Raw genomic sequence first — 22,926 nt, forward strand, 5'->3', positions numbered from 1 at the left:
TTTAGACTTTAAAAATATACATATAATGAACCTAATAGCATTTATAGGTGCAGGTCCGGGCGATCCTGAATTAATCACCGTAAAAGGACAAAAGGCAGTGAGCAACGCCGATATTATTATTTATGCAGGCTCGCTTGTTCCTAAGGCTGTAATCGAAGATCATAAAGAAGGTGCTGAAGTTTACAACAGTGCAAAAATGGATCTTCAGGAAATTATTGAGGTAATAAAAAATGGTTACGAAGCTGGTAAATTAGTAGCTCGTGTACATACTGGCGATCCTTCTATTTACGGTTCGCACCGCGAGCAGATTGAGGAGTTAAAGAAATTAAACATCCCATATTACGTGATTCCTGGGGTGAGTTCATTTTTAGCATCAGCGGCAGCTCTAAATGTAGAGTTTACCGTTCCTGGTATTTCGCAAACCGTAATTTGTACACGCTTAGAAGGTAGAACTCCCGTACCTGAGTTAGAGCAAATTGAACGCTTGGCAGCACATCAAACTTCAATGTGTATCTTTTTATCTGTTGGCATGATGGATAAATTGGTAGGCCGATTAACGCAGCACTATCCAATGGATACACCTGTGGCCATTGTACAACGTGCCAGTTGGCCCGACCAAAAAATTGTACGTGGCACACTCGATAATATCGCTTCTATTGTTAAGGATGAAGAAATTACAAAAACAGCCATGATTATGGTGGGCAAGTTTTTAGGTGATGATTTTAATAATTCACTTCTTTACGCTAGCCATTTTACACACGAATACAGGGATGCTAAGAAGAAGTAGTAAGACAAAAGTATAAAGACATAAGACTCTAATGTGCTTCAATTATCTTTATACTTAAATCTTAATACTTTTTACTAAAAAAGAATATGACCGCAATAATATCCATAACAGAACAAGGAAATCAATTGGCTCTGAAACTTTCAAAGTTTCTAAACCAAGCCACTTGCTATACCTTGCCAAAGTATGCTTCTGATGATTTAAAACCCATCAATGGCAAGCTGAAGGATTTCTGTGCGGAATTATTTAGCACATACAATAACTTGGTTTTTGTAATGGCAACGGGTATTGTGGTTCGTAGCATTGCCCCGCATTTAAGAAGTAAAACCACCGATCCAGCGGTTATTGTGCTCGATGAGAAAGGCAACAATGTAATTTCCCTTTTGTCGGGTCACTTGGGTGGAGCAAATGCTTTAACACAACAAATAGCAGCCCACCTAAACAGCAATCCTGTAATTACCACTGCTTCCGATGTGAATCAGCTTCCATCGGTGGATATGTTAGCGCAAGAACACGGTTTAATAATAGATTCAATGGTTGATGCAAAAGACATAACTGCTCTCATTGTAAATCGCAAGAATGTAGTTATCAGCGATCCCTTTCATATCCTTCCCCCATTAAGCCTTTCGGCTGATAAGAAAGATATTGAGGGAAAAATAATAGTTAGTAATCGAGATAAACAGAATGAGGATATTCCTTTTGTAAAGCTCATTCCAAAGAACGTCATCTTAGGAATGGGATGCAAAAAGGATACGCCCACGGAGCAATGTTTATTATTTATTAAAGCTACGCTTAATAAATACAACATTGATAAACGAAGCATCGCATTGATTGCATCCATCGATGTAAAAGAAAACGAACAAGCGCTCATCGAAAGTGCAGCGCATTATAAGTGTCCTTTTAAATGTTACGGGGCGGATGTTCTACAAACAGTAGAATCATTATTCGAAGGATCGGACTTTGTAAAACAGACAGTAGGAGTAACATCTGTGAGTGCACCAGCAGCATATATTGCAGGCAACAAACAAGGGCGCTTCATTTGCGAAAAAGAGCGACAAAACGGAATAACAATTTCAATATTTGAAGTTAAAAAGGGCTGAAGGGAAAAGGCTGAAGCCTGAAGTGATTATAGAATAGAAACAAAAGTAACTGGTACTTTATTTAGACCTTGCTAAGACGTCTTGATACTTGATACTTGATACTTGATACTTGATACTTAAAAAAACATGAACGGAAAAATATATATTATAGGAACAGGTCCTGGCGACAAGGATTTTGTGATACCAAAGGCATTAATCTCAATGCAAAACAGCGATATTATTGTAGGTTATAAAACTTACATCGACCTTATCCGACCTTTTATTACCGATGTTGAATTGGTATCATCAGGAATGAAAAAGGAAGTAGATCGCTGCAGCGAAGTGCTTGAGATTGCCAAAACAGGTAAAACAGTGAGCTTAATCAGCAGTGGCGATGCCGGGATTTATGGTATGGCCGGAATTATGCTCGAAATTGTGGAGAAATCAGGCACCGACATTGAAGTTGAAGTAGTACCTGGTATCAGCGCAGCTACATCGGCAGGAGCTTTATTGGGTGCGCCACTAATGAACGATTTTGTGACTCTTAGTCTAAGTGATTTGATGACGCCTTGGGAGCTAATAGTAAAACGCATCAAAGCGGCTTGTTCTGGCGATTTTGTAATGGCCTTGTACAATCCTAAAAGTAAAACTCGCGTGAAGCAATTAGAAATTGCCATCAACACCATGCTTGAGTATTACAAAGGCGATACACCCGTGGGTATTGTAAAACATGCCATGCGCGAAAAACAAGAAGTAAGCATTACCACTCTTGACGATGTATTGAATCAGGATGTTGATATGTTTACAACACTAGTAATTGGTAATTCACAGACTAGAGTTATCAACGGTAAAATGGTCACTAAACGAGGTTATACTTATTAGTATGATTTGGATAATTGGAGGCACCAGCGATGCCAATAAAATAGCATCAGAATTGGCCCAAAAGGGATTTAGCATTAGCATTTCAACCGCCACAGCTTACGGAAGTCAATTGGCTTCGATAAACAATGTAAGTGTGGTGCAAGGGAAAATGGATGCTGCGCAGATGACTGAAAAGTTTGCTACATGCACACTAGTTATTGATGCCAGTCATCCCTTTGCGGCCGATGTTTCAAAAAATGCCATTGCTGCATGCCAAACAGCAAAAGTTGAGTACATCCGCTTTGAGCGCGAAACTCAGAACTTTGCTTATGCCAACTATTATAAATCGTACAGCGATATAATAAATGCTTTGAGCAAGCTCGATGGAAATATTTTTTTAACCATTGGCTCCAATAATATTCATTTGTTTACGCCTTTAAAGGATCGCGTAATCGCAAGAGTTTTGCCTGTTATAGATAGTCTGCAAAAATGTATTGATGCCGAAATTCCAACCCATCAAATTATAGCGAGCAAAGGTATTTTTAAGGCAACCACGAACAAAGCCATGTATCAAGAATATGATGCCAAGCACTTAGTGACTAAAGATAGTGGCGAAGCGGGTGGCACTTCATCAAAAATTGAAGTAGCCCATCAACTAGGTATGCAGGTGCATATTTTACAGCGGCCAAATATCAATTATCCGGTGGTAAATAATACTATTGAGGATATTATTTTAACTATTGATAAGGCTTTAAACGCAAACAAATAAAAATTTTGTCTGTTTCATTTATCTAACTAATTAAACAACATCAGTAAAACGTAAGTTTTACGCACAAATAAACAAATATGAGTTTTTTACCCATTTCGGTTAACATCAGCAACAAAAAAATAGTAATTGTTGGAGGCGGTAACAGTGCCTCAAAAAAATTACGCTCCCTATTAAAGCATACACAGGAAATTACTGTGGTAGCTCCTAAAATATCTGACGAAATAAAAGTTTTACCACTAAACTTTATTGAGGAAGAATATAATAGTGAGCACATAAAAAATGCTTTCCTCATTTATGCTTGTGCCGATGTTGTTTCAGTAAATGAGCAAGTACAAAAGGATGCCGACAAAATGGGAAAGCTGTGCAACCGAACAGATGCACCTGAGGTTTCGGGCTTTCATTCTCCTGCAATTTTGGCCACAGAAGAGTATAACATTGCAGTTACCTCTAAGGTGAAAAAGTGCAGAAAGTCAATGGCGCTTAAAAATAAAATTGATGTCTTATTCGACATCTTTGAAAAACAAAAAGCCGATTTTCCTGCGGGAAAAGTGTGGTTGGTTGGTTTTGGTCCGGGTAATCCAGAACTGATGACTGTGAAAGCTCAAAAACTTTTATTCGAGGCCGAAGTAATTGTATACGACGATTTATTAGACAAAAGCATCCTTGATAAATACATGGCTACTAAAGAGTACGTTGGCAAGCGTCGTGACAATCATCATAAAACACAGGACGAAATAAACGATATACTCGTAAAATATGCCCAAGAAGGCAAAAAGGTAGTCCGACTAAAAGGTGGCGATCCACTAATCTTCGGAAGAGGAACCGAAGAAAAACAATACCTCGAAAAGCATGGCTTAAGTGTTGAAATTGTACCAGGAATAACATCGGCCATAGCCGCTGCTGCGCTTACTGCAACTCCTTTAACACACCGAGGATTAGCCTCATCCGTTGCTTTAGGAACAGCGCACACAAAAAATAGCTTTAAAATATTAAGTGCCGATACTTCGGTATATTACATGGGAGCCCGCAATATTAAAGAGATTGCGCAAAAATACATCGACGAAGGATATTCTACAGACTTTCCTGTGGCTGTGGTGTACAACGTTTCGTTACCCGGACAAGAAGTTACCAAAACTAATCTTGGCAACATTATTGCAGAAAAGCATCATTTTAAAAGTCCAATAGTGAGTATATTTGGTAAAACGGCAGGTTTGTAACTAATACTAAAATCAAATTTGTGCCGTTTATCAACATACACACAATAACACACATAGTATGAAAAATTTATTTTTGATGGCCTTAGTTGCCATATTGTTTACGGCATGTAACGACAATGATTCTAATTCATCAAATCAAAATGCCAAACTAAGCATCCGTTTGACTGATGCTCCTGCTGATTATGAGCAGGTTCTTATCGATGTACAAGAAATCCATATTAATGCTTCCTCGGAAGAGAACAGTGGATGGCAAGAATTGGAAGTTTTAAACCCAGGGGTTTACAACTTACTCGATTTTAAAAACGGAATGGATACTTTATTGGTAGATCAAGAATTGCCTACAGGTAAAATATCGCAAATGCGTTTGGTATTAGGCGATAACAACCAAGTTATGGTTGATGGAGACTTACACGATTTGGATACGCCATCAGCACAACAGTCGGGTTTAAAGTTTAAGATTAACGCAGAGTTAGTCGAAGGAATCACCTATAAATTATGGATCGATTTTGATGCAGGCCGTTCAATTGTTGAAAAAGGAAATGGAGGATATTCGTTAAAACCAGTTATTCGCACATTTACAGAAGCCACTAGTGGCGCCATTAAAGGAATTGTAACTCCTGTTGAAGCCAATACCTACATTATGGCTATTTCTGCCAGCAACGATACAGCCAGTACTTTTGCCGATGAAGAAACAGGTGAGTTTTTAATCAGAGGAATTGAAGCAAGTACTTATAAAGTTGATTTTGTTCCTAACGACGATTACGAATCACAATCGATTGAAGATGTGAACGTGATTTTAGGTGAGGTCAAAGATTTAAAATCAATTGAACTTACAAAAGTAGAATAATACAATATAAGGCATCTCGGTATGGAGGTGCCTTTTTAATTTAATCCCAAACCAATAAAATTCAGATCTATTCTATATGCCCCATGAAAGAAAACAATCTAGAAATATGGGTAAATCAATACACCGAAGACCTATATCGGTGGGCCTTGCATAAAACCTCATCTCAACAGGTAGCAGAAGATTTAGTGCAAGAAACCTTTCTGGCTGCAGCCGAAAAAATAGATTCTTTCAGAGGAGATAGCACACCTAAAACATGGCTGTTCTCCATTTTAAATTTTAAGGTTATTGATTATTACAGAAGTAAAAGCAAAAAAGATATTACCCTTGAAAATGAGGCCCTAGCTCATTTTTTTGATCAAGATGGCGAATGGAAACAAAACGTTAACATCGGTATTTGGGATGCTGATGACGCCAATCTATTAGATAACACTGATTTTCGCACTACTTTAGAACATTGCATAGAAGCTCTACCTCCAAAATGGCAAAGCTGCGTTAAGCTGAAATACCTCAGCGAGAAAAAAGGTGAAGAAATTTGTCAGGAATTAGGGATTGCCCCGACTAACTTATGGCAAATGATACACAGGGCTAAACTTCAGCTTCGTGGCTGTTTGCATACTAATTGGTTTAAACATTAAAAAAATGGACAAGTTATTTCACCTCTTATTTCTATCGTGCCTAAAGGCCTCCGAGCTTGTTGAAAAACGGTTTCATTTTGCCCTTTCCTTCAAAGAGAAAATACAACTACGTGTGCATATGACCATGTGCAAAAGTTGCACCCAATACAGCAAACAAAGTAAATTTATTGGCGAAGGCATTTCAAGAATACAAGAGGCAGATGCCAGCCAACAAGATATTGAGGCCTTGAAAAAAAAGATCTCGAAGAGCTTAAGTAATTCTTCTAAGCAATAAGCTTATTTATCTGTTGACATTGGAGCACTAGCCCCAGAGGGTAGGGAGATTTTCATAACAAACAATAACATTTTATAAGAATAAGCTGTCATCAAAAAAAAATCATTTCTTTTTGTCAGGTTTTTAAAATCTACCGACTGTTTCAACAAATCATAAAAGAAACAGTCATGAAAAAGTTACTAATTTTATCTGCAGCAATACTATTTTCAATAGTGATAACGGCGCAAACATCCGGCCCTAGTGGTATTACCTTCGAAAACGCCGAATGGAGTAAAGTATTAGCAAAAGCTAAAGCCGAAAACAAACCCATTTTTATCGATATCTCAACTTCATGGTGTGGCTACTGTAAAAAAATGAAAGCGAAGACTTTTACAGATAGTGAAGTTGGTAAATTCTACAACAAGGAATTCATCAACGTAAGTTTTGATGCAGAAAAGGGAGATGGCATCGCGTTAGCTGAAAAATATAAGGTAAATGGTTATCCAACTTTTGTATATCTAAATCCCGATGGATCTTTAGCTCAACAAACTTCAGGCTATCGTAATGCTGAGGAATTTATAAAAGTTGGTCAGCTAATTACTAAATAAATTATACTCATCCTCACACATTAAACTTTATCAGATTCTGAGAGTTATCCTTATATCCTCAGAATTTCACACTTATAAAAAACTAGCTTATGAAATTATTTAATGGAAGCAAAGCCATCGACTTTATTACTACAGATATCAACGGAAAAACAGTTAAACTATCTGACTACAAGGGGAAGAAAATAATTCTTAGTTTCTTCAGAAATGTAAATTGCCCATACTGCAACCGACAAGTTCATCAACTTATTACTAGCAGCAAACGAATAAAAGAAACTGGCGCCGAAATCATCTTCTTTTTTGAAAGTTCGGCCGATAAGTTAACTTCTAGTACATTTCATCAGGGGATTAGTCCGTGGCCGTTAATCAGCGATTCAGAAAAGGTCATCTATCAAAAATATGGCATTGAAAAATCGACCCTTAAAATGATGAAAACAATGTTTGTGAGTAGCCTAGGCAAAGCAAAAAAAGACACTGAAGCACATAATCTACCCGAAGATAAGGAGGCTACTCTAAATCTAATTCCGGCTGATTTCTTAATCGATGAAAATTTCAATATTGTAAAAGCACATTATGGAAAGCACCTAGATGATCATCTTACAATTGATGAGATAAAGGAATTTGTTGGCATAGTAAACCCGTTTAAGAAAAAAACAGCGTAACTTATGAATTGCCAATAAGAAACAGTAAACCTAAAAAAATCAATAAATGAAGTCAGTAGCTAAAGACAATTTAAACCAATTAAAATCTCTACTTTCTGAGTTAAACGAAAACCAATATAGAGCTAGCCTTGATATTTTATCAAGGGCTAGCATAGGTAAACATATTCGTCATATTCTTGATTTATATCTACAATTAATTGATGGGGCACGCAAACGCCGCATTACCTATGATGATAGAAACAGAGATGTTAGTATAGAGATTGATATAGATGTAGCTATTCAAAAAATTAATCAGCTTATTATTGATATCGATAATATTGATGAACAAGAAGCCGTTAAGTTTGAATCGGATTATAGCATTACAGGCGAATCGCCAGATAAAATAATGAGTTCGGTTGCCCGTGAGCTAGCCTATTGCATTGAACACAGTATACATCATCAGGCCTTAATAAAAGCGGCTTTAATTACTTTGGGATTACGCCATTTGGTTGATAATAATTTTGGCGTAGCTTACTCAACTATTCGACATAGAGACAATACATGTGCACAGTAAGCTACATACCACCTTTTGGAGGTAAAAGTTTTATACTTACCTCAAATCGCGATGAAGTTGATTACAGAGCCACTGCTGCACCAAAAAAATATTTAATTGGGAATACTGAATTGGCCTTCCCTAAAGATCAACGAGCAGGTGGCTCGTGGATTGCCACTAAAGAAGAAGGTCGTTTATGTTGTTTGCTTAATGGTGGATTTATAGGTCACTCCAAACAAAAACACCACACAGTTAGCAGAGGAACAATTGTTGTAGAATTAACTGCATCAAGCTTAAGTGTTAAGGAATTCTTTAAAAATAGACTACTCAGTAATGTAGAACCATTTACAATGGTTACCATCGAATTTTCTCCTGCAGGAGCGCATAGTATTTATGAGTTTATATGGGATGGCCAATTAAAACATTATCAAGAACTCGATAAAAACAAACCTTACATATGGTCTTCATCAACTCTTTATAGCAGTGAGCATAGAGCGTTGCGTCAGGGATGGTTTAATAAGTTTTACAATTCAACAAACAAAATGCTAGTCCCAGACGATGTTTACCACTTTCATGCTGGAACCCATACTTCCAACACTGCAATAAACACGGTAATGGAAGGAGATAATGGCTTAAAAACCTTAAGCATTACACAGCTTTTTATTCGTCATAATAAACTCAAAATGTATTATCATAACCTTGTTAATAATACAAAACATAAACTTACATTTTAACAAGCTTGAGGCTCAAAAAAACACATACTGGTTTTGCTATTGCCATTGCTTGGCCTGATACTTATTGTAAACAACCAGGCTCTTGGTACGATCCTCTTATGTCATTTTTGGGCATCAATAAGAATAATTACTACAAAGTTGGCCATGCTGCTTTGTGTCTTATAAACTCAGAAGATGGAGAGGTGCTTTATTTCGATTTTGGTCGATATCATTCCCCATTTAAACACGGTCGTGTTCGTGGATCTATAACTGATCCTGAACTAAGAATAAAAACAAAGGCACAGATTGATGAGAAACATAAAAAACTTATAAATTTTTCAGAAATACTGAATGAACTACAAGAAAATGCATCCTGTCATGGCGAAGGACCTATACATGCTTCTTATTGCACAATCAATTTCAATCAAGCCCATCAGAAAGTACTTCAATTGCAATCTGACTTTATTCCGTACGGACCATTCTTATTAAATGGGAGTAATTGCTCTCGCTTTGTAAATAAAGCAATACTGGCAGGAAACCCTAATTTTAAAACAAAAGTTATACTTAAATTTGGTATTCCATTAACCCCTACCCCTATAGGTAATGTAAAAGCATTAACTCAATACACCACACTTGCCAAACAATTAACTTCTGAGCCATTCTACCCCAATAGAAAACTTACTAAAGAAGATAGAAATTCGGTATTAAGACAACCTAGGCTACCGCACTCAATCCCCTCCAATTCGCAATGGCTTAGCGGTGAGGGAGCTGGATCGTGGTTTTCCCTCTACCCTTCAGGAAACCTTATAAAGGTAATTCGATATTCTCCATTAGGCTCCATTGAGGATGAAGGACTCTTCTGTTACTCCAAAAAAACAGATAATTCTATCAAAAATGGATTGATTACTTATCCTAGTAATAGTAAAGTGATTACCCTTTTCTGCAAAGAAAAGAAAACAACCCTCCATAGAATCCAATAATTTGCAGATCATTCCCATTAAATTTTAGCACCCTAAAAAAGGAGTACTCACAATAATATCTCTCAACAAAAGTCGAAAAGGTATATTACAAAAACCACATTACATCAAATTCCATTTGCTCGGTTATCAACAGAATCTAAATCTGAGGCAAGCAATCACAGAATATACTAAAAGCTATTAACAAAAATTGATAAAACGAGCCTTCAATTTACAAAATCGACATATTAACTTCTGTTGAAATACTATAACATTTTATCAGAGATTGATTAACTGAAATAAAATAACTAATTATCTCATATATGATCGAAACCCTATCTATCTATATATTTTACAATAATGTTTAATCGATATCCCCATTAATTAAATAATTAGATTACTTTTGCGCAAATATTCAACATACAATATAATGTCCATTATTCTCAAGATTAAGTATTCAATATCTTTTAGTAATATTTAGGATATTATTTAAAGGATTCAATTATAAAATACGATAAAACTAATGCATATATAAATCGTAAATAAGAAGTTGAATTTAGAAGAATGAGTTATCAACACTAGCACTTACACTAGTGAAAATTCAAAGGCTAAAAAGTAATTGCACTAAATGATTAAGAAAGTAATATCGCAAACAAGAACTACAGAGATTAATATGGTGGCCTACTATATTATCGATTGCTTTACGCAAGCTAAAATAACAGCAGATGATTATGCCAGTGAGCTTTTTCATAATGTTGCTATGAAGGCTGAAGAATTAACCAGTGCAATAAACCCAACCAAAGTTAAATCAGACCTGAAAGAGAAAGATGAACTTAGAAAACTATACTTGGTAGCAATGCACCATTTATTGCTAGGTTTTGTTCGGCACCCAAATAAAGATGTAAACCAATCGGCCTTAGTTATAAAAGAAATATTTGATAAATATGGTGTTAAACTGGCATACGATAGTTATGCCGTTAAAACAGCCTATATAAATGCACTATTAAAAGAGTTACACGATGCCAAAAAAGATATTGACACACTACCTGGTTTTCCAGATTTAATTAGCGGGCTAAATAGTGCTGAGTTAGCTTTTGAAGAAGCTGAGGATGAATATGCCACTCGCGTAAATGAGTTTGCGCAAAAGAGCAGTGCTACACAAATAAAAGCAGAACTAATGGCCTTAATCAATAGTAAATTGGTGCCTTACCTACAAGCTATGTTACATGCAAAACCTCATATGTTTGAAAGCTTAAGCAGAAATGTTGCCGCTATTATAGATGACAATAACCAAACTGTTAAAGCTAGAAGCAAACCAAGAGGCATAAAGAAGTAACTCAATATTTCTTTCCTACACTTTTACTTGTTCGTAGGTTTTATAATGGATAAATTAGATATCTCATATAAAATCTACAACTATGGAACAAGAATCTATTATCCCTCCAATTTACATTGTATCAGGCGGCAAAGGTGTGGCTGGTCATACGCTCATTGAATCAATGCTGATCCAATATCCCGATCATAAAATCCCCGTTATGATTGAACCTGAAGTAGCTACTCAAGAACGTATTGACGAGATTATTAAAAAAGTACTGAAAACCAATGGAGTTATTGCACATACCATGATAGACGTTAAGGTGCGAAGATGGCTAATTGATAGTTGCGAAAGTAACGACATCAGGCATTTTGACTTAGTTGGTAATATGACTGATTACCTAGATAGCGTTCATGATTTAAAACCAACTGCGCAAGCAGGCTTGTACCGAATGCGAGATATGGAATACTATCGTAGAGTGCGAGCCATAGAGTTTACCATGCAGCATGACGATGGTATGCATAATGATAAAATAGCAACAGCTGATATTGTATTAGCCGGTGTTTCGCGAACAGGAAAAACTCCTTTAAGTATTTATTTAGCCATGTTTGGGTGGAAAGTTGCCAATGTACCAATTGTGCCTGGCACACCAATACCACAAACCTTATTCGAAATTGATCCGAACAGAGTTTTCGGACTAACTATTTCTATGACGTATCTAATTGCACAAAGAAGCAGCAGGGTAACCCGAATTAACATGAACCCCAATACAGATTACGTTGAACCTCGGAAAGTACGAATGGAATTAGATTATGCAGCCAATTTATTTAAAAAAGGTGGATTTAAAGTTTTAAACATCACCAACAAACCTATTGAATATTCGGCAAATGAAATAATCACCATTTTAACCTCTCGCTTTGGGAGCGATAAGTGGTCAAACGAGGAACATTAGTTATTTAATTAACTATCATCTTATTTTTTGTTTATCTTTTTTATCAATAAATTAAACATTTGTGCAATTATTGATGTTATCTTAAAGAACAACAATAGCAAATGTTGTGTTTACTTATACAGATGAAAATACATTTTGAATGCACCCAGCATAAATAAACGAAAGTATTTTTCACTAAAATTAAACAAGATGAAAGAGGTCAAAACAAAAAATGGGATAAAAAAAATATCACCTCGCAAGATTAATGGTTTAGATAGAAAGGTAACTAGCTCAAGCGAACATCACTTTAGTTATTTAAAAGAATATGTTGAAGCTATTTTCCTTCAAAAATATCCAAAAACAGATTTTATTCTTCCTTGGATAGAATATAATAATTTATCAGATTTTAATATTTCTGATAATGTTGAAAGCGTTGGAGGTATTTCAGAGGAGGCACATTTTATAATGAGGATTGTAACTGAATATCATTTAAAACAAGCTTTTAAGGCAATGAAGATTGACATGAACGATCCGAATGTTGGCGGAGAAAAGGGTACTCCTTACCGTATGACAAAAATGTATTGCGGAAACGGTTTAGATGATGACAGTGAGTTACTATCTGGTAGATGGAGTAACAGACCGAATATGGCGAGTTTCCCTAACGAAAACCAGCAAAAGTTTCCTATAACAAAACGAGTAGATATCGTTTCTGTTTGTTCGCATCATGTGGCACCGTTTAGTACTTTATTCAGAGAAGATGCTTATGCCATTATCAGCTATATCCCCGATCGCATGGTTTTGGGAATATCAAAACTTCAAAGAATTGTTGATTGGGTGGCTAGGCGCGGGCATCTGCAAGAAAATTTAACAAAAATGATTTATGATGAAGTAAGTAAAGCTGCTGAATCTACATCAGTATTTGTTCGCTTAAGCGGATTGGTTCACACCTGTGAATCTTTGCGGGGTACACAAAGTAATGAAGGTGCTTTTACTAGTGAATATTATGGCGGCGATTTTGAAAACTATGAACTAAGACGCGACATAAAGGGTTAATAAATAAAACAAACTAATTTAATAGATTATGATCATACGTAAACAATTCAAATTTGAAGGAGCACACATAGTGCGCGATTGCTCAAGCGATAGATGTAAAAAATCGATTCATGGACACAGTTATGTTGTTGAGGTTTTTTTAACATCAAATAAACTTGATTATGGCCATATGATATACGATTTTGGCTTAACAAAAGGAACAATTAAAGACGTAATTGATAGCTTTGATCATGCCTATGCCATGTGGGATAAGGAAAGTGATGCTTTTAAATCGTTTATAAAAAGCAATAGTGATAGGTACGTTCAAATGCCTGTTTCACCTTCGGCAGAATGTTTTGCTTTAACCTTATTGTTTATAATCGATAAAATTCTAGGAGCAACTCACTTTAATAATGGCGAAGGAGATGTAGGTGTTCAATCCGTAAGGGTACATGAAACAGAAACAGGCTACGCCGAAGCTTTTCAGGATGATTTGAGATGGTTTAACCATACACTTGAAGAAGTTATTTTTAGTCAAGCTATTAAAGACGAATGGAAAGATCCGATGATGTATGATAAACTCATTGACTATAACAAAGATAAAAAATCAATCAAACCATTTGAAAACCCAATTATTGAAAGAAAATTTAAATAAGTGCTAAACAATTTTAATTCATTGAGGTTATTAAGTAAGTCTTTACTGATAAGAATTAATTTATGAGCAATAAAATAAACAGAAAAAAATTCTTTAAAAGAGTTGGTATGTCCTTAGCAGGAGTTATGGCTACAACCGTTAGTGTTTCTGCAGATGCCACTAGAAATCCTTTAAGACCTCAGCAAAAAGAGTTTTTAGCTGACTATGAAGAATGGCTTAGAGAATTTCATAAATATATTAAACGTAAAAACATCAACACCTCTGATATTAATAACAATAAGGAGTTAATGAGATTAACTGAGGTTGCTGAAAATAGAAAAGAAGAGTTGGCTCTTCACATGAAAGATCCACTGTTTGAACGCCATTTTAATAATATTACAAAAAATATTACATACGAGATTACTTGATAATTAAGACGATTAGTTTGTTACCCTTTGATTTTTTTAGAATAAAAAAGCTCGGAAATTCCGAGCCTTTTTATTTACACTACTATTATCAATTGTCCAATATATCATGTTTAAAACACATGCAATCTATTAATCACAAAATAATAAATACAACCTGCGATTATTACCGTTAACAAGCTACTTATTATCCTTTTTATTCTTTTCTCACGTATTAATTGCAGCCTAATCCGTTGTTTAATAGCTATCAATTTTTCACTAGATAACTTCACTTCATGGGTTCCTATAGGATGTTTCTTTCGCACTTCTTCTTGATAGGCGTCTCTAATTTTTGAGATTCTTTCAATGCGTTTTTTTCTAATGGAATCGTTATAACGCGATCGCTGAATCATATCCATTACATGGCCGGCAGAACTCATATCTTAAAATTTACGGTTAAGAAATACAAGTTAACAAAACATCCTTAAAAAGACATTTTAATCTTATTTATAATCATCAACCTTAGTGGTTATTTTATCCAAATCATCAATTTTAAAATCTCCTAAAAAGGATAATAACACCCCATTTTGTTCGCCCTGAAATATAACATGACACTCACTTATTCTGCGACCTTTCTTTTTCACCCACACTTCCGTATCGTCATCAGAATCATTTTCTTCTACTAATTTATAATTCCCTTTTTCAATATATTCGTAAACAAGGCTTTTAAAACTAGCATTTGGCTCAGATTCTGGTTTGTAGATAACTACTTTTAATTCATCTAAGTCACCGCTTATATTATCATCTTCATCATCAACACAATCAAAGTTCATCATACCAAGCAAACTCTTTGAAAATGATAAATAGGTTACATCGTCCATTAAATTAAAATGCTTGTACATTTTATCAACTATCGATGATTGTGCCATTGTTGGAATGCTTACAAAAGCCATAACAACAAGTACTAAACTAAGCTTTATTAAATTTTTCATCGTGTTATAAATTTAAGTTATTTGTTAATCTAGATTATTATAAATAGACCAAGCAAGATTACCATCTACTTCAACTTCTATATCAGAAGGAATCGAAATTGTAACATCTAATTGCTGATCTTTCAATTTAATACCATCCTGTAAAGTAAACGCAGGGTCGATATACAAAACAGAATCTTTAAGTATCCAAAAGAATTCAATTCCTTCAGCATTAGTAATGGCCTCTTTCATATCGCCTCCCCTAGCCTCACGGTTAATTGAAATATTAAATTCATCCCCTTCAATAAGTTCAATTTTAGGAGTCCCCTTTACTAGAATTTCATTCTGGCTTGAGAAAATTTCAAGTTGATTCATTTCAAATAAGTGTTCCTTATCCTCAGGAAAATTCATCTTATTATTAGGCTTTATATATAATGTATTGCCTGATGGAAGAGGTAAACGATCTTCTGACAGAACTTTTTGAGAAGTTGAATAACTTTTGGCTACTTTACCTGCAGAGAACACAACAATGGCAATACCTAATAACCAAAATAACAGCGCTCCTAAAACAACATACCTAATCTTATTTTTAACTTTAAAAGTTAATTTAAATCCCAAGAAAAAGAGGATTAAAAGAGGCATTACAGCTAATAAAATAATTCCGATAGAGGCATATGAGAATTGGTGTCCATCCATGAATAAGCTAGGGATTGTAGTAATATAATTACCTACTCCTGAAAAGTCGATAAACGAATACCCGAAAACCGCAGTCACCACAATGCCAATAATACCAACAATACTAGAAATCATTAAAGCAACACCCATAGTGATCACAAAGAAGTTTATGATTTTTCGAAGTGCAATACCCATTACATCATTCGCCTTCCCCATTCCACTGTTTACATTCTCATAAGCTTTACTTTGCTTAAAACGAGTACTAACATCATTATACTCATTTCGAATATTTTGCTCCCAGTTTTCGTAATCAGAAGGACCCTTCATTTCCATACGCTGGGTTAATGTGAGGGCTTTAGGCATCACAATCCAAAGGATTAAATAGATAGGCAATGATGCTCCATACAGAATAAAAGCAATAAAAAATATTACTCTAAAAACCAAAGGATCCATATTAAAGTATGCTCCCAAGCCACCACAAACACCTCCAAACACCTTATTATCGGTATCTCTATAAAGCCTTTTTTTATAGTTAATAGAAGGCTCTTCGTTAACTTGCGTTTCTGCGTGTTCCTCGGCTTCATCAGCAAACTCTTGTGGTTCACCCATGGTTTTTATAACCTCTTCAACTTCAGAAAGACTAATTACTCTACCTGAAATACTTTTATTTTGGAACAACTCTGCGAATCTGCCTTCGATATCAGCAACTATCTCTTCTGCTTCTTTTTTATCAACAAAGCTATTTTCTACTTTTGTTAGATAAGTTTCTAAAGCCTTAAATGCATCTTCATCAATATTAAATGCAAACCCAGCTAAATTTATATGTAAAGTCTTCTTCATTTTTTATTAGTTTAAATTATATGATTGGGTTTAACAGAACATAGCTACGCTGCCTACGAAAAAACCAACTACTTTTAGTGCTAAAGCAATTATAAATAGGAAAGCAATTATGTAGATGATAATTTTAAATAAGGTTTTAAATACAAACCCGATTAATAAAAGAATTAAGGTTAGAATTAGAATCCCCGGAAAGTGAAGTATTGGCACATGCGCCATATGGTAGCTCACATTTGTAGTCATTGGCTCCATTGCAGGAAATGCATTGAATAAACCTGTTAATAAAGATACTGAAGCAATTACAGCCACAACAAGCATCAAGTTTTTATCTCGCTTTGTGAGGCGTCTCCACCACGACTCGCTTTTTTTATAGGTTTCTGTATCCTTTACTTTGCTAAACCTATCTTTTACATCTTCATATTCCCTCTTAATGAATTTTTCAATATTATTGATAGTCACATTTTCGCCTCGCATCTCCAATTTTTGAGCAGTTGTGATAGCGGCAGGAATTAAAATCCAAAGGATAATATATACCGGTATTATTGTACCTGCACTGAGAAATAGGAAAATACCAAAAGCAACTCGAACTAAAACCGGATCGATATTAAGGTAGGCAGCTATACCTGAGCAAACACCTCCGAGTACTTTATTATCTGCATCTCTAAATAAGCGCTTACTCCTACTTGAAGTAGTATAAGCTTGATAGTGTGTTTTTTTCTCCTTTTTGGGTTCTTCATCCTCATCAAACTCCGATGGATCGCCCATGATAGCCATAACTTCAGTAACCATAGCTTGGGTAACCACACCACTTTCATGATTAATCTTCTCACTAAAAAGTTCGGCAATTCTACTTTCAATATCTTTTATTACCTCTTTACCCTCTTCTTGATTCTTAAAATGTAATTCTAGTCTATCTAAATAAGATCTTAAGGTTTTATATGCATCGTCGTCTATATAAAAAACGACTCCGTTTAAATTTATATTTACAGTCTTTTTCATAACATTTATAATTATTGTTGTTAGGAGTTTTTAATGTGAGCAACTGCATCAACTAATTCATTCCACGATACATCTAACTCATTCTGGAAGGATTTACCCTCTTCTGTTAGTTCGTAATATTTACGAGGAGGTCCTTGTGTAGATTCTTCCCAACGATAACTCAATAACCCTGCATTTTTTAGGCGAGTTAATAAAGGGTACAGTGTTCCTTCAACAACAATCATTTTTGCCTCTTTTAATTCTTTAATAATATCTGAGGCATATTTGTCGCTTCTTGAAAGGATTGCCAGAATACAATATTCCAAAACTCCCTTTCTCATTTGTGCTTTTGTATTTTCTAACTTCATATCAGGCTCCTCATTTTTATATATTACTATCCATTACATTGAATATTGCATTACAAATATATGGCTTTTAAATGGTACTTTGCAATACATACTACTATATTATTTTTAGAAATAGACTTTCAAATCATACAAATCCCTTTATTTACGGGATATACAAGACCGAAAAGTTTTTTTTTAAAAAAAAAGCACCACTTTCGAAAAAGTGATGCTTTATATAGTTTTTTTTTGTAATTCTTAGATTGTTAAGATATCTGCTTCTTTCTTCTCAACATGTTGATCAACAACCTTAGAATATTGATCCGTCATTTTTTGAACATCTGCTTCAGCATCTTTTTCAAGATCCTCAGAAAGACCTTCTTTCTTTAATTTCTTTAATTCTTCATTACAGTCTCTACGCGCATTTCTGATACTTACTCTTGCATCCTCAGCACATTTTTTCACTTGTCTAACAAGATCTTTTCTTCGTTCCTCATTTAAAGCAGGCACGTTAATTCTTACAATCTCTCCGTTATTTTCCGGATTCAAACCAAGGTTTGCAGCCATAATTGCTTTTTCAATAGGTTCAATCATAGCTTTTTCCCAAGGCTGAATAGCTAAAGTTCTTGGGTCAGGAGTATTTACATTAGCAACCTGTTGCAGAGGAGTCATAGATCCATAATAATCTACCATTATACCTTCTAACATCGCAGGACTCGCTTTTCCAGCTCTAATTTTAATTAACTCATGCTCAAGATGTGTGATAGATTTCTCCATCTTCTCCTTAGCATCTTCCATTAATATCTCAATTTCTTCAGTCATAACCTATTTGTTTAAAACATAGCAAAAATAAAAAAACTTGGCTTAATACAAAAGCCTCATAAATATTAGAAAAATACTTTAATTAATAGAGTCATGTAAATACAATAGGATACTATAATAGTATGTACTTTACTTAGTATGACCTAATCAACAGAAACCCCTTAGATTACAGCGGTGGTGAGTACTTTATCGATTAAAGTAATAGCAAAAGAATAAATAAACACAAAAAGTGGTTGTACAACACAATCTATTTTTACCCCTTTTTTACCAAAAAATGTATTTTCGGATCGTTTTTGAATTATTTGAAATACCTAAAACGCTTACTGAGTGTAGTTTTGAACATGGTGCTTAGATTGATTTTAAATAAAGATTTATTTCTTTATTTCCCATGGAAAAATCCCGATTTCAAATTACATTTGCATGCTTAAAATACTAATATAACTTAGAGATTTAAATATTAAACTGTATGAGTAATTTATTGAGTTCGTCGATTGGACGAAAGCTGCTGATGAGTTTGTCAGGGCTTTTCTTGATTACCTTTTTGGTAGTCCACTTATCTATTAACTTGTTGCTATTAATCCCTGATGGCGGGGAAGCTTTTAACGTTGCAGCTAATTTTATGGCTTTACCGTTAATTAAGTTCGGATTGCAACCTGTTTTAGCTTTAGGGTTTATTGTTCATATTGCTTACGGAGCAATATTGACTGCAAAAAACAACAAAGCACGCGGTAATAACAAGTATGCTTCAGGTAACAACACAAAAGAGGTTATGTGGGCATCAAAAAACATGGCTGTATTAGGAGTTACAATTTTAGCTTTCTTAGCAGTTCACATGGTTGATTATTGGATTCCATTACAAATTACACATGCTGTAGGCAGTGTTACTATTGGTGGTGTTGAAATGCATGATACTTATTCTTTAGTAGCAGCAAATTTCCAAAATCCACTAAAAGTTGTTTTATATGTGATTGGTTCTTTAGGTCTAGCTGTGCATTTAACACATGGTTTCTGGTCAGCATTCCAAACTTTGGGTGCAAGTAATACTATCTGGCGTAAGCGTTGGACAGTTATCGGAACTGTATTTGCTTGGGTTGTAAGCCTAGGTTTTTGTGTTATCGCAATTGCAATGTATGCTTGCGGAAGCTGTTGTTAATAAAGTAGTAACTTTTTAATTTACAAAAAATGAAGTTAGATTCAAGGATTCCTGAAGGCCCATTGGCTGAAAAATGGAACAACTATAAGGCTAACCAGAAATTGGTTAACCCAGCAAATAAAAGAAACTTAGATATCATCGTAATTGGTACAGGATTAGCTGGAGCTTCAGCTGCCGCATCTTTTGGTGAAATGGGTTTTAAAGTAAAAAACTTTACTATTCAAGATTCTCCACGTCGTGCGCACTCTATTGCTGCACAAGGGGGTATCAATGCTGCTAAAAACTATCCTAATGATGGTGATTCTGTTCACCGTTTATTTTATGATACAGTAAAAGGTGGTGATTACCGTGCTCGTGAGGCTAACGTTTACCGTTTGGCTTCTGTAAGTAACGATATCATCGACCAATGTGTAGCTCAAGGTGTACCTTTTGCTCGCGAATATGGTGGTATGTTAGATAACCGTTCTTTTGGTGGTGCGCAAGTTAGCCGTACTTTTTATGCAAAAGGACAAACAGGACAACAGCTATTAATTGGTGCTTACCAAGCTTTAATGCGTCAGGTAAATGCTGGTACTGTTGAAATGCATACTCGTACTGAGGTTGTTGATTACGTTATTGTTGATGGAAAAGCTCGTGGTGTTATTACACGTGACTTAGTAACTGGTGAGTTCTCTCGTCATTTCGGTCATGCAGTAGTAATGGCAACTGGTGGTTATGGTAACACATTCTTCCTTTCAACAAATGCAATGGGATCTAATGGTTCTGCTGCTATCAAAGCTTACGAAAAAGGTGCTGCTTTTGCTAACCCTTGTTACGCTCAAATTCACCCAACATGTATTCCTGTTCACGGTGAGTTCCAATCAAAGTTAACTTTGATGTCTGAGTCTTTACGTAACGATGGTCGTATTTGGGTTCCTAAAAAGAAAGAAGATGCTGAAGCTATCCGTGCAGGAAAGAAAAAAGCAACTGACCTTTCTGAAGACGAAAGAGATTATTACTTAGAAAGAAGATATCCTGCATTTGGTAACTTAGTACCTCGTGATGTTGCATCTCGTGCTGCTAAAGAGCGTTGTGATGCTGGTTTCGGAGTTGGTACTACAGGTTTAGCTGTATACCTTGACTTTAAAACTTCTATTGAGCGTTTAGGTGAGGATACAATCCGTGCACGTTACGGAAACCTTTTCCAAATGTACGAGAAGATTGTTGATGACAATCCGTATGCTGAGCCAATGATGATTTACCCTGCTATTCACTATACAATGGGTGGAATTTGGGTTGATTACGAATTACAAACAACTGTACCTGGTTTATTCTCTGCTGGTGAAGCAAACTTCTCTGATCACGGTGCTAACCGTTTAGGAGCTTCTGCTTTAATGCAAGGTTTAGCTGATGGTTACTTTGTATTACCATTTACAATTCAGAATTACTTGGCTGATGATATCCGTACGCCACGTATGACTGGAGACGAAAAAGAGTTTGTTGAGGCAGAAAAAGCTGCTAAAGCAAAATTCGAGAAGTTAATGTCAATTAAAGGATCACGTTCTGTTGATAGCTTACACAAAGAGCTTGGATTAGTAATGTGGGATTTTGTTGGTATGGCTCGTAACAAAAAAGGTTTAGAAGAAGCTATCGAGAAAATCGCTGCTATCAAAAAAGAATTCTGGACTAACGTTAAGATCCCTGGATCAGACAAAGGAATGAACGTTGAGCTTGAAAAAGCATCTCGTTTAGCCGACTTTATTACAACTGGAGACCTTATGGCTCGCGATGCATTAAATCGTGAAGAATCATGTGGTGGTCACTTCCGTGAAGAGTACCAAACAGAAGAAGGTGAAGCAAAACGTCAGGATGACAAATTTACTTACGCCGCTTGTTGGGAATATAAAGGAGAAGACAAAGCACCAGAGTTACATAAAGAAGAACTTAAGTTTGAAGTGGTTAAAGTTGCACAACGTAACTACAAATAATTAAGTTATTAACGTTCATTAGTTAAACAGAGAAAAAATGGAAAATAATATAAGTTTGACTCTAAAAGTATGGCGTCAGAGCGACTCTAAAGCTAAGGGTGGTTTTGAAACTTACAAACTAGAGACAGTATCTACCGACAGTTCATTCCTTGAGATGATGGATATCTTAAATGAGCAATTAGTTGGTGAAGGAAAAGAGCCTGTTGCATTTGATCACGATTGTCGTGAAGGTATTTGTGGTATGTGTTCATTATACATCAACGGACGTCCTCATGGGCCTGATGATGATGTAACAACTTGTCAGTTACACATGCGTAAGTTCAAAAATAACGAGACTATTACAATTGAGCCTTGGCGTTCTGCTGGTTTCCCTGTAATTAAAGACCTTATTGTTGATCGTACTGCTTTTGACCAAATTATTGCTGCAGGTGGTTATACTTCAGTAAGTACTGGTGGTGTACCTGATGCAAATGCACTTCCTATTCCAAAGGATGATGCTGACGAGGCTATGGATGCCGCTTCCTGTATTGGTTGTGGTGCTTGTGTTGCTACTTGTAAAAACGGATCAGCAATGTTATTCGTTTCAGCAAAAGTAAGTCACTTAGCATTATTACCACAAGGACAAGTTGAGGCTGCACTTAGAGCTAAAGCTATGGTTGGTAAAATGGATGAGTTAGGTTTTGGTGCTTGTACAAACACTGGAGCTTGTGAGGTAGAATGTCCGAAAGGCGTTTCTATCGCAAATATCGCTCGTTTAAATCGCGAATATTTAAGTGCTAAGTTGAAAGACTAATCACTTTTATTAACATATTTAATCCCCAATTTTCTTCGGAAGATTGGGGATTTCTATTTTTATATTAGTTCAATTAAGCTGAATTCACAATTAATGTTAAATAAAGATTTGTATTTACTTATATTTTTTCTATTTTTCGCTTGATACACTTATGTAA

General features: G+C 35.4%; 27 protein-coding genes. 21 read left to right on the forward strand and 6 right to left on the reverse strand.

Features of this window, described 5'->3' with window-relative positions; translation table 11 throughout:
* Positions 1 to 25 precede the first annotated feature (25 nt).
* From cobM to A8B35_RS15820, 18 genes are all read left to right on the forward strand, one after another.
* On the forward strand, positions 26 to 787 hold the full coding sequence (cobM, locus tag A8B35_RS15735; RefSeq protein ID WP_068473974.1) for a precorrin-4 C(11)-methyltransferase: 762 nt from the start codon (positions 26 to 28) through the stop codon (positions 785 to 787).
* 86 nt (positions 788 to 873) lie between these two features.
* The gene (gene cbiG / locus A8B35_RS15740) at positions 874 to 1,884 is read left to right on the forward strand and encodes a cobalt-precorrin 5A hydrolase (protein ID WP_068473977.1); all 1,011 of its coding nucleotides are present in this window, start codon (positions 874 to 876) and stop codon (positions 1,882 to 1,884) included.
* A gap of 126 nt (positions 1,885 to 2,010) precedes the next feature.
* Positions 2,011 to 2,745 carry a precorrin-3B C(17)-methyltransferase gene (gene cobJ, locus A8B35_RS15745; RefSeq protein WP_068473979.1) on the forward strand — a complete coding sequence of 245 codons (735 nt, stop codon included), beginning with the start codon at positions 2,011 to 2,013 and terminating at the stop codon, positions 2,743 to 2,745.
* A gap of 1 nt (position 2,746) precedes the next feature.
* Entirely contained in the window at positions 2,747 to 3,493 is a 747-nt protein-coding gene (cobK, locus tag A8B35_RS15750; RefSeq protein WP_068473982.1) for a precorrin-6A reductase, read from the forward strand.
* A gap of 77 nt (positions 3,494 to 3,570) precedes the next feature.
* Positions 3,571 to 4,710, forward strand: coding sequence for a uroporphyrinogen-III C-methyltransferase (cobA, locus tag A8B35_RS15755; protein WP_068473985.1), 1,140 nt, complete (start codon positions 3,571 to 3,573; stop codon positions 4,708 to 4,710).
* Between the two features lie 58 nt (positions 4,711 to 4,768).
* Positions 4,769 to 5,557 carry a DUF4382 domain-containing protein gene (locus tag A8B35_RS15760; RefSeq protein ID WP_068473988.1) on the forward strand — a complete coding sequence of 263 codons (789 nt, stop codon included), beginning with the start codon at positions 4,769 to 4,771 and terminating at the stop codon, positions 5,555 to 5,557.
* 83 nt (positions 5,558 to 5,640) lie between these two features.
* The gene (locus A8B35_RS15765) at positions 5,641 to 6,192 is read left to right on the forward strand and encodes a sigma-70 family RNA polymerase sigma factor (protein ID WP_068473990.1); all 552 of its coding nucleotides are present in this window, start codon (positions 5,641 to 5,643) and stop codon (positions 6,190 to 6,192) included.
* Between the two features lie 4 nt (positions 6,193 to 6,196).
* Complete coding sequence (locus tag A8B35_RS15770) at positions 6,197 to 6,466, forward strand: hypothetical protein (RefSeq protein ID WP_068473992.1); 270 nt, start codon at positions 6,197 to 6,199, stop codon at positions 6,464 to 6,466.
* 167 nt (positions 6,467 to 6,633) lie between these two features.
* Positions 6,634 to 7,053, forward strand: coding sequence for a thioredoxin family protein (locus A8B35_RS15775; RefSeq protein ID WP_068473994.1), 420 nt, complete (start codon positions 6,634 to 6,636; stop codon positions 7,051 to 7,053).
* Between the two features lie 89 nt (positions 7,054 to 7,142).
* Entirely contained in the window at positions 7,143 to 7,712 is a 570-nt protein-coding gene (locus tag A8B35_RS15780) for a peroxiredoxin family protein (protein WP_068473996.1), read from the forward strand.
* Positions 7,713 to 7,758: 46 nt separating this feature from the next.
* Complete coding sequence (locus A8B35_RS15785; protein WP_068473999.1) at positions 7,759 to 8,265, forward strand: DinB family protein; 507 nt, start codon at positions 7,759 to 7,761, stop codon at positions 8,263 to 8,265.
* Entirely contained in the window at positions 8,253 to 8,978 is a 726-nt protein-coding gene (locus tag A8B35_RS15790; RefSeq protein WP_068474000.1) for an NRDE family protein, read from the forward strand. The genes A8B35_RS15785 and A8B35_RS15790 overlap by 13 nt, the downstream gene beginning before the upstream one ends.
* A gap of 5 nt (positions 8,979 to 8,983) precedes the next feature.
* Complete coding sequence (locus tag A8B35_RS15795) at positions 8,984 to 9,937, forward strand: DUF6695 family protein (protein ID WP_068474002.1); 954 nt, start codon at positions 8,984 to 8,986, stop codon at positions 9,935 to 9,937.
* 604 nt (positions 9,938 to 10,541) lie between these two features.
* Positions 10,542 to 11,249, forward strand: coding sequence for a DUF6261 family protein (locus tag A8B35_RS15800; RefSeq protein ID WP_068474009.1), 708 nt, complete (start codon positions 10,542 to 10,544; stop codon positions 11,247 to 11,249).
* 82 nt (positions 11,250 to 11,331) lie between these two features.
* Positions 11,332 to 12,180: a pyruvate, water dikinase regulatory protein gene (locus tag A8B35_RS15805; RefSeq protein WP_068474012.1), complete on the forward strand. Its 849-nt coding sequence runs from the start codon at positions 11,332 to 11,334 to the stop codon at positions 12,178 to 12,180.
* A gap of 189 nt (positions 12,181 to 12,369) precedes the next feature.
* Positions 12,370 to 13,212, forward strand: coding sequence for a GTP cyclohydrolase I (locus A8B35_RS15810; RefSeq protein WP_068474016.1), 843 nt, complete (start codon positions 12,370 to 12,372; stop codon positions 13,210 to 13,212).
* Between the two features lie 28 nt (positions 13,213 to 13,240).
* The gene (locus A8B35_RS15815; protein ID WP_068474020.1) at positions 13,241 to 13,846 is read left to right on the forward strand and encodes a 6-pyruvoyl trahydropterin synthase family protein; all 606 of its coding nucleotides are present in this window, start codon (positions 13,241 to 13,243) and stop codon (positions 13,844 to 13,846) included.
* A gap of 62 nt (positions 13,847 to 13,908) precedes the next feature.
* Positions 13,909 to 14,253, forward strand: coding sequence for a hypothetical protein (locus tag A8B35_RS15820; RefSeq protein ID WP_068474023.1), 345 nt, complete (start codon positions 13,909 to 13,911; stop codon positions 14,251 to 14,253).
* A gap of 110 nt (positions 14,254 to 14,363) precedes the next feature.
* Here the strand turns inward: A8B35_RS15820 and A8B35_RS15825 are convergent, their stop codons facing one another.
* The 6 genes from A8B35_RS15825 to frr form a co-directional block, all read right to left on the reverse strand.
* On the reverse strand, positions 14,364 to 14,669 hold the full coding sequence (locus A8B35_RS15825) for a hypothetical protein (protein ID WP_068474026.1): 306 nt from the start codon (positions 14,667 to 14,669) through the stop codon (positions 14,364 to 14,366).
* A 63-nt stretch (positions 14,670 to 14,732) separates the two neighbouring features.
* Positions 14,733 to 15,221, reverse strand: a complete 489-nt coding sequence (locus tag A8B35_RS15830) for a DUF4252 domain-containing protein (RefSeq protein WP_068474029.1) — start codon at positions 15,219 to 15,221, stop codon at positions 14,733 to 14,735.
* Between the two features lie 24 nt (positions 15,222 to 15,245).
* Positions 15,246 to 16,715 (reverse strand): PspC domain-containing protein, encoded by a 1,470-nt coding sequence (locus A8B35_RS15835; protein ID WP_068474032.1) that lies wholly within the window; start codon positions 16,713 to 16,715, stop codon positions 15,246 to 15,248.
* A gap of 30 nt (positions 16,716 to 16,745) precedes the next feature.
* Entirely contained in the window at positions 16,746 to 17,711 is a 966-nt protein-coding gene (locus tag A8B35_RS15840; protein WP_068474035.1) for a PspC domain-containing protein, read from the reverse strand.
* A gap of 20 nt (positions 17,712 to 17,731) precedes the next feature.
* Positions 17,732 to 18,058 (reverse strand): PadR family transcriptional regulator, encoded by a 327-nt coding sequence (locus tag A8B35_RS15845; protein WP_068474038.1) that lies wholly within the window; start codon positions 18,056 to 18,058, stop codon positions 17,732 to 17,734.
* A 234-nt stretch (positions 18,059 to 18,292) separates the two neighbouring features.
* Positions 18,293 to 18,856: a ribosome recycling factor gene (gene frr, locus A8B35_RS15850; protein ID WP_068474041.1), complete on the reverse strand. Its 564-nt coding sequence runs from the start codon at positions 18,854 to 18,856 to the stop codon at positions 18,293 to 18,295.
* 466 nt (positions 18,857 to 19,322) lie between these two features.
* Here frr and A8B35_RS15855 point away from each other — a divergent pair, with 466 nt between their 5' ends.
* The 3 genes from A8B35_RS15855 to A8B35_RS15865 are packed head-to-tail and all read left to right on the forward strand — an operon-like array spanning position 19,323 to position 22,769.
* A complete protein-coding gene (locus tag A8B35_RS15855; protein ID WP_068474043.1) occupies positions 19,323 to 20,009 on the forward strand; it encodes a succinate dehydrogenase cytochrome b subunit in 687 nt (228 codons plus the stop codon).
* 29 nt (positions 20,010 to 20,038) lie between these two features.
* A complete protein-coding gene (locus A8B35_RS15860) occupies positions 20,039 to 21,976 on the forward strand; it encodes a fumarate reductase/succinate dehydrogenase flavoprotein subunit (protein WP_068474046.1) in 1,938 nt (645 codons plus the stop codon).
* A gap of 37 nt (positions 21,977 to 22,013) precedes the next feature.
* Positions 22,014 to 22,769, forward strand: coding sequence for a succinate dehydrogenase/fumarate reductase iron-sulfur subunit (locus A8B35_RS15865; protein WP_068474049.1), 756 nt, complete (start codon positions 22,014 to 22,016; stop codon positions 22,767 to 22,769).
* Positions 22,770 to 22,926: the final 157 nt, after the last annotated feature.

This window comes from Saccharicrinis aurantiacus (genome assembly GCF_001660705.2).
Taxonomy (GTDB): Bacteria; Bacteroidota; Bacteroidia; order Bacteroidales; family Marinilabiliaceae; genus Saccharicrinis; species Saccharicrinis aurantiacus.

What these genes read in the sequence shown, in the direction of transcription:
- A8B35_RS15865 (WP_068474049.1), top strand. Translation starts at nt 22,014, where the DNA reads ATGGAAAATAATATAAGTTTGACTCTAAAAGTATGGCGTCAGAGCGAC.
- A8B35_RS15830 (WP_068474029.1), bottom strand. Translation starts at nt 15,221, where the DNA reads ATGAAAAATTTAATAAAGCTTAGTTTAGTACTTGTTGTTATGGCTTTT.
- A8B35_RS15825 (WP_068474026.1), bottom strand. Translation starts at nt 14,669, where the DNA reads ATGAGTTCTGCCGGCCATGTAATGGATATGATTCAGCGATCGCGTTAT.
- A8B35_RS15820 (WP_068474023.1), top strand. Translation starts at nt 13,909, where the DNA reads ATGAGCAATAAAATAAACAGAAAAAAATTCTTTAAAAGAGTTGGTATG.
- A8B35_RS15815 (WP_068474020.1), top strand. Translation starts at nt 13,241, where the DNA reads ATGATCATACGTAAACAATTCAAATTTGAAGGAGCACACATAGTGCGC.
- A8B35_RS15780 (WP_068473996.1), top strand. Translation starts at nt 7,143, where the DNA reads ATGAAATTATTTAATGGAAGCAAAGCCATCGACTTTATTACTACAGAT.
- A8B35_RS15840 (WP_068474035.1), bottom strand. Translation starts at nt 17,711, where the DNA reads ATGAAAAAGACTGTAAATATAAATTTAAACGGAGTCGTTTTTTATATA.
- A8B35_RS15770 (WP_068473992.1), top strand. Translation starts at nt 6,197, where the DNA reads ATGGACAAGTTATTTCACCTCTTATTTCTATCGTGCCTAAAGGCCTCC.
- A8B35_RS15845 (WP_068474038.1), bottom strand. Translation starts at nt 18,058, where the DNA reads ATGAAGTTAGAAAATACAAAAGCACAAATGAGAAAGGGAGTTTTGGAA.
- A8B35_RS15800 (WP_068474009.1), top strand. Translation starts at nt 10,542, where the DNA reads ATGATTAAGAAAGTAATATCGCAAACAAGAACTACAGAGATTAATATG.
- cobM (WP_068473974.1), top strand. Translation starts at nt 26, where the DNA reads ATGAACCTAATAGCATTTATAGGTGCAGGTCCGGGCGATCCTGAATTA.
- A8B35_RS15810 (WP_068474016.1), top strand. Translation starts at nt 12,370, where the DNA reads ATGAAAGAGGTCAAAACAAAAAATGGGATAAAAAAAATATCACCTCGC.
- cobA (WP_068473985.1), top strand. Translation starts at nt 3,571, where the DNA reads ATGAGTTTTTTACCCATTTCGGTTAACATCAGCAACAAAAAAATAGTA.
- A8B35_RS15790 (WP_068474000.1), top strand. Translation starts at nt 8,253, where the DNA reads ATGTGCACAGTAAGCTACATACCACCTTTTGGAGGTAAAAGTTTTATA.
- frr (WP_068474041.1), bottom strand. Translation starts at nt 18,856, where the DNA reads ATGACTGAAGAAATTGAGATATTAATGGAAGATGCTAAGGAGAAGATG.
- A8B35_RS15860 (WP_068474046.1), top strand. Translation starts at nt 20,039, where the DNA reads ATGAAGTTAGATTCAAGGATTCCTGAAGGCCCATTGGCTGAAAAATGG.
- cbiG (WP_068473977.1), top strand. Translation starts at nt 874, where the DNA reads ATGACCGCAATAATATCCATAACAGAACAAGGAAATCAATTGGCTCTG.
- cobJ (WP_068473979.1), top strand. Translation starts at nt 2,011, where the DNA reads ATGAACGGAAAAATATATATTATAGGAACAGGTCCTGGCGACAAGGAT.
- cobK (WP_068473982.1), top strand. Translation starts at nt 2,747, where the DNA reads ATGATTTGGATAATTGGAGGCACCAGCGATGCCAATAAAATAGCATCA.
- A8B35_RS15805 (WP_068474012.1), top strand. Translation starts at nt 11,332, where the DNA reads ATGGAACAAGAATCTATTATCCCTCCAATTTACATTGTATCAGGCGGC.
- A8B35_RS15855 (WP_068474043.1), top strand. Translation starts at nt 19,323, where the DNA reads ATGAGTAATTTATTGAGTTCGTCGATTGGACGAAAGCTGCTGATGAGT.
- A8B35_RS15835 (WP_068474032.1), bottom strand. Translation starts at nt 16,715, where the DNA reads ATGAAGAAGACTTTACATATAAATTTAGCTGGGTTTGCATTTAATATT.
- A8B35_RS15775 (WP_068473994.1), top strand. Translation starts at nt 6,634, where the DNA reads ATGAAAAAGTTACTAATTTTATCTGCAGCAATACTATTTTCAATAGTG.
- A8B35_RS15765 (WP_068473990.1), top strand. Translation starts at nt 5,641, where the DNA reads ATGAAAGAAAACAATCTAGAAATATGGGTAAATCAATACACCGAAGAC.
- A8B35_RS15785 (WP_068473999.1), top strand. Translation starts at nt 7,759, where the DNA reads ATGAAGTCAGTAGCTAAAGACAATTTAAACCAATTAAAATCTCTACTT.
- A8B35_RS15760 (WP_068473988.1), top strand. Translation starts at nt 4,769, where the DNA reads ATGAAAAATTTATTTTTGATGGCCTTAGTTGCCATATTGTTTACGGCA.